This window comes from Cobetia crustatorum (assembly GCF_000591415.1).
Classification (GTDB): Bacteria; Pseudomonadota; Gammaproteobacteria; order Pseudomonadales; family Halomonadaceae; genus Cobetia; species Cobetia crustatorum.
This window is the reverse complement of sequence record NZ_JEMF01000084.1, coordinates 1-5,379: the sequence shown is the minus strand read 5'-3', so window position 1 is coordinate 5,379 and position 5,379 is coordinate 1. Positions and strand designations below refer to the sequence as shown.

5 protein-coding genes and 1 pseudogene are annotated in these 5,379 nt (G+C 52.8%); 5 read left to right on the top strand and 1 reads right to left on the bottom strand.

What is annotated here, in order from left to right:
• The 4 genes from BF12_RS0115245 to BF12_RS0115235 form a co-directional block, all read left to right on the top strand.
• Window positions 1-562: FecCD family ABC transporter permease (locus BF12_RS0115245; protein ID WP_024953020.1), on the top strand; the 562-nt coding region annotated here is incomplete at its 5' end.
• Window positions 559-1,476: a FecCD family ABC transporter permease gene (locus BF12_RS23455; RefSeq protein ID WP_345917432.1), complete on the top strand. Its 918-nt coding sequence runs from the start codon at window positions 559-561 to the stop codon at window positions 1,474-1,476. The genes BF12_RS0115245 and BF12_RS23455, both read left to right, overlap by 4 nt.
• A gap of 14 nt (window positions 1,477-1,490) precedes the next feature.
• Window positions 1,491-1,715, top strand: a complete 225-nt coding sequence (locus BF12_RS23450; RefSeq protein ID WP_345917431.1) for a hypothetical protein — start codon at window positions 1,491-1,493, stop codon at window positions 1,713-1,715.
• The gene (locus BF12_RS0115235) at window positions 1,712-2,521 is read left to right on the top strand and encodes an ABC transporter ATP-binding protein (RefSeq protein ID WP_024953019.1); all 810 of its coding nucleotides are present in this window, start codon (window positions 1,712-1,714) and stop codon (window positions 2,519-2,521) included. The genes BF12_RS23450 and BF12_RS0115235 overlap by 4 nt, the downstream gene beginning before the upstream one ends.
• Window positions 2,522-2,851: 330 nt before the next feature.
• Here BF12_RS0115235 and BF12_RS0115230 read toward each other — a convergent pair whose 3' ends face one another.
• Window positions 2,852-4,630 (bottom strand): ATP-dependent nuclease, encoded by a 1,779-nt coding sequence (locus tag BF12_RS0115230; protein ID WP_024953018.1) that lies wholly within the window; start codon window positions 4,628-4,630, stop codon window positions 2,852-2,854.
• Between the two features lie 185 nt (window positions 4,631-4,815).
• On the opposite strand from BF12_RS0115230, the pseudogene BF12_RS20470 reads away from it, so the two are divergent.
• A pseudogene (locus BF12_RS20470) lies at window positions 4,816-5,379 on the top strand (helix-turn-helix domain-containing protein); the annotation flags it as partial.

The following is a 5,379-nucleotide window of genomic DNA, read 5'->3' as shown; positions in this document are numbered from 1 at the left end:
TGCCTTGGCAGTCTCAGGGGCGGTCATCTCGGCGGCGCTGAGCTCTCTGAGCACGGCCATCATCTTGCCGCGCGCCGACATCGGCGGGCTGATCCAGTCCTGGTTGATCGGCGGTGTCGGCGGCGCGACCTGGGCACAGATCACCCCGGCGCTGCCCTTCCTGCTCAGCGGCCTGCTGATCTGCGGGCTCTCGGCGCGCCGACTCAACCTGCTGGCGCTCGGCGATGACATGGCCAGCGGGCTGGGCGAACGCGTGGCGCGGGTGCGGGTGATGGCGGCACTGGGCGCGATTCTGCTATGTGGTGGCATCACCGCGGTATGTGGCCCCATCGCCTTCGTCGGGCTGGTGGTGCCGCATGTCTGTCGCCTGATGGTGGGCAGCGATTACCGCTGGATTCTGCCGCTCTCGGCGCTGGCCGGCGCCCTGCTGCTGACTTCGGCGGACATTCTCGGACGCCTGATCGCACGCCCCGCCGAACTGGACGTGGGCATCATGACGGCGCTGGTCGGCGCACCGTTCTTCATCTGGATCGTCCGTCGCCACAAGGTGAAATCACTGTGAGCCCTCTCCTGCCTGACGCCTCGTCTGCGATTCATCCCACCTCGCGTGCCACCCTGACGCGCCTGCGGCGTGCCCGAAAGCGTCAGCGCCGCCTCACCCTCTGGGGATTGCTGGTCGTGGTGCTCGCCGTCTTCAGCCTGGTCCTGATGCAAGGACAGCGCTTCATTCCCCCACTCACGGTGCTTCAGGTACTGCTGGGCGAGAACGTGCCGGGGGCCAGCTTCATCATCACCGAGCTGCGCCTGCCGCGTGCGCTGGTCGCGATTGTCGCGGGCTGCTGCTTCGGACTGGGCGGCGCCGCCTTCCAGGCCATGCTGCGCAATCCGCTGGCCAGCCCGGACATCATCGGCATCAGTGCCGGCGCCAGCACGGCGGCGGTATTCGCCATCGTGATGCTGTCGCTGAGCGGCACGCTGGTGTCATTGCTGGCGATTGCCGCCTCGCTTGGCGTGGCGCTGCTGATCTACACCCTCTCCTGGCGCAAGGGGGTGGCCGGGGCACGGCTGATACTGGTCGGTATCGGACTGGGCGCCATGCTGCAGAGCATCACCGCCTATCTGCTGACGCAGGCGCCCAGCTGGTCATTGCAGGAAGCGCTGCGCTGGATGACCGGCAGCCTCAACAGCATCACCCTGAGTCAGCTCCCACCACTTGCCGTGGCACTGGGCCTGCTGGGCAGCTTGCTGTTGATGATGAGTCGGCATCTGGACGTCATGCGCATGGGCGATGACATGGCCAGCGGTCTCGGCGTGCGGCTCTCGCTCACGCGCTTCATCATCATTCTCTCGGCGGTCGGGCTGGTCGCCTGCGCCACGGCGGTGGTCGGTCCGGTGGCCTTCGTCGCCTTCGTCAGCGGGCCCATCGCGACGCGCCTGTTCCGGCGACGCGGCTCCATGCTGATCCCGGCCGCCTGATCGGGGCATTGTTGATGCTGGTCGCCGACTTCATCGGCCAGTTCCTGCTGCCTGCGCGCTATCCGGTGGGCGTGGTGACAGGCGTGCTGGGCGCACCGGTGCTGCTGTTGCTGCTGATGCGGGAACATCAGGGGCCGGGCCCCTCAGGGCGCAGACAACGACGCGGCAGGCAGCCGACGCCGCCATCTTCCTCCTCCACCCCTCACCGCCCGTCATCTCAGCGAGTCGTTTCCTCATGACCCACCCTTCCCTGTGCGTGAATGGCCTGACGGCAGGCTATGCCGAGCGGCCGGTGCTCGAGTCGATAGACCTCGACATCGCTCCGGGCGAGATCACCGTGATCGTCGGCGCCAATGCCTGCGGCAAATCCACCCTGCTGCGCACGCTCTCGCGCCTGCTGCCTCCCTCGCGAGGCGAGGTGCTGCTGGATGGCAGGTCGATCCACCGCCTGCCGGCGCGCCAACTGGCCCGCCAGCTGGGGCTGCTGTCCCAGTCACCGATCGCCCCGGAAGGCATCACGGTGCTGGATCTTGTCAGCCGAGGGCGTCACCCGCATCAAGGGCTGTTCCAGCGCTGGACGCGTGACGATGACACCGCGGTGCTGGCAGCCCTCAACGCCACCGACACCGCCGCGCTCGCCGAACGAGCGGTGGAGGAACTCTCCGGCGGCCAGCGTCAGCGTGTCTGGATTGCCATGGCGCTCGCCCAGCAGACGGACATTCTGCTGCTGGATGAGCCCACCACCTTCCTCGACATCAATCATCAGGTGGAAGTGCTCGACCTGCTGACGGACCTCAACCACGCTCGCGGCACCACCATCGTGATGGTGCTGCATGAACTGAACCTGGCCGCACGTTACGCGGATGTACTGATCGCCATGTCAGACGGCCAGATTCATGCCAGCGGCCCGCCCGAGCAGGTACTCACACGCAAGATGGTCAAGGAGGTGTTCGGGCTGGAAAGCCACATCACCCCGGACCCCGTCACCGGCAAGCCGATGATGGTGCCCGTCGGGCGTCATGGGATGAAAGCCAAGAAATACTGAAAACTCAGTCGTAATGCTCGCGGGTAAAGAAAAGTGACCTGCCCCTGTAAAAGGGGCAGGCCATACAAGTCCATTGGCCGGAACTTGAGAGCGCCAGCTACAAGCGGCACTTCACCAGCTAAACACTGGAGATACCCAGCAGGTACCGACCCAATGCCGCCCCGGCAATTGCCGCTACACTCATAGAGGATACACTAAATGAACAAAAACAAAGGGGGGCAAATATGCCCCCTAAGTTCCATAAACATCAAATCAATATATCACAATATAGATAAACTAAAGATCACGCATCGATAAAATATACTACATCATTCAACTTAAGCTACTCTCTTAACCCCATACATCTAAAAAAATATCATTCAAACTAGCGCAAGTAATATGTGGCGAAGCTTGCATTAAGTCAGGATTCATTCTAATCCTTCTCTGTATTTTGGATTGCAAAACCCCTAGCACACGCTTTCCATATCTGTATCTATTGACATTCTCATCATACATTAAATTCAACTCTCTTATTCTATTAGAGTAAGCATTGCTTCTAGGTTTTGTCTGACTTAGATCATAATTGATCAGTCTATCAATAGAAGCTTCTCTACACTCATCCGTTGCCTCTTGTATAAACATTACCATATCTTCATGAGAAATCTCAGGATACAAGCCCACTAAATGATTGACATCAAGATAATGACTCTCAACATCTACTCCATCAGTAACAAAAAAATTAATATTATGCTTTTCTATACTATTACGGAGGCTATCTAATTCTTGCTCATTTAGATAATCTCTATCTCTATGAATTACTACTTTAACATCCGGATTAGTAGATAACAGATAACGTCCTACCATAATTGCGCCTTTAATCTGGCTAGCGCCAAAATATGATTGATACTCAGTATCTGTTTCTATGAAACCATTTGCACTAAAGAAACTTTTCACATGGTCATGATTCTCATCTTCAGTAAGAACAACACATTTAATGTTTTGCGATAACTCTGATAAATTCTCTTTTAATTCTGAGATTTCTTTTTGATGTTCATAAAGCTTAGTTAAATATGGCGTTATTATAGGTAACAGCCCCATCTCTTCATGCAGATCGTCAGTTTGCATCGATGTTACTTTTGTGAGTGAAGTACATTTATCTTCTGACTGTTTTATATGAAAAGTATTAACACCATCATCAGGCCCAACATCCAGAGCGTAAAATGCGGGAGAATGCGTAGTCATTATAATCTGAATATCTTTCGAGTATTTTTTGAAAGTTTCAGCCAGCTCGAACGCATACTTTAGCTCAAGATTGTTCTCAGGCTCCTCAAATCCCCATATGGTGTCTGGCTTTACATACCCAGCTCTAGATACATTACGTTCTTTTTCAGACATATATTTTAATATTATTGGTATGTGTCTTATCTTAATACCATCCCCTCGCTGCTTAAGATGGTAGGTATAACCATCAATACGAGTCCCAAAATCCAGATTTGAAAAAAGCTGCCTAAAATCAGAAGGCACTTGTATAGTATTAGATATTCCTATTTGATCATTTAACTCTTGTGTGATTGATTCAGTTACACCTTGAATACCGCTAATAAACTCTTCGCCTTGCGTGTTTAAAACTTCGGAATGAGCTTCGTTCAGGACATCATGTAGCTCACCCATTAATGAAGAGAAGTAATCTTGCCCTTTAATGGCAGGCACATATCGATAACGAATTTTGTCTAGCCATTTGTATACGTTATCTCGCTGCGAAAGGTCATTTCCACTTTCAATATATTTCCTTTCCTCAATAACTGAACCATCTAGCTTCCACCTTTTAGTCCATCTAAGAGGTTGTGCATTTTTGAATCTTCCTACTGGTGGGTCAATGACCAAGTCTATTCGAATTTCCCTACTAGTGCCTTTTCCAGTATTAGAATGATAGCAATAATCATCTTCAAACCTAAATTTTGAGTTGGCATCAGTTTGATTATTAAAAAATAAATTCAAGGCTCTTAGCATGTTTGACTTACCCTGGTCATTCTGACCAACTAGTATATTCAAATGCGTAAAAGAGATATTTCTAGTTACAGATTTTAATGAACGAAACCTTCTTACTTGAATAGACTTAATAATTTCCATCTCAAGTTCCTTTTGTTAACGTGATCCTAGCCCAAAAAAATTTAAAGCAGATTTGAGCATTACACTGCAGCTTACTTTAATATTGAATATTACCTGTAGGGTGCCGGATGATCGGGTTTCACAACGAAGCTACCCTTTGTTAGCCTCTCGTGAGCTCATCAAGCAATTTATTCAGGAAAGGCTTCATGGACATCAAGCTGCATAAGCAAGCGACGACGACACCGAAAATTCGTGCCGACATCCAAGCAGCTCCTGCCGGCATGACCAACAAAGATCTCGCTCGTCAGTTTGGGGTCAGCGTCTCAACCATCCAGCGCTGGCGTTACCGCGATAATGTCCAGGATCGTTCCCACACCCGCCATAACCTACTGGCGACTCTAACCCCAGAACAGGAAGAGGTAGTCATCGCCGCTCGTGAACTACTACGCCTGGGGCTCGATGATCTACTTGTCGTCGCGCGTGAATTCCTGAACCCCAATCTGTCACGTTCCGCGCTTCAGCGCATGCTCAAACGACGTGATGTACCGACTCTCGCCAAGTTGGCGCGTCGAGATGCGGAAGAGGACGAGACGCCCAAGTATCGGCCTTTCAAGGATTATGAGCCCGGGTATGTGCACATTGATATCAAGCACCTACCCAAATGCCTGACGAAGATCAGAAGCGTTATCTCTACGTCGCGATTGATCGTGCCACTCGCTGGGTGTATCTGGAGGTCAGATCAAGTCAATCTGCAAAGGATGCCCGGGCGT

Excerpts from the sequence above, each read along its gene's own strand:
- BF12_RS0115235 (WP_024953019.1), top strand. The coding sequence starts at position 1,712 with ATGACCCACCCTTCCCTGTGCGTGAATGGCCTGACGGCAGGCTATGCC.
- BF12_RS23450 (WP_345917431.1), top strand. The coding sequence starts at position 1,491 with ATGCTGGTCGCCGACTTCATCGGCCAGTTCCTGCTGCCTGCGCGCTAT.
- BF12_RS0115230 (WP_024953018.1), bottom strand. The coding sequence starts at position 4,630 with ATGGAAATTATTAAGTCTATTCAAGTAAGAAGGTTTCGTTCATTAAAA.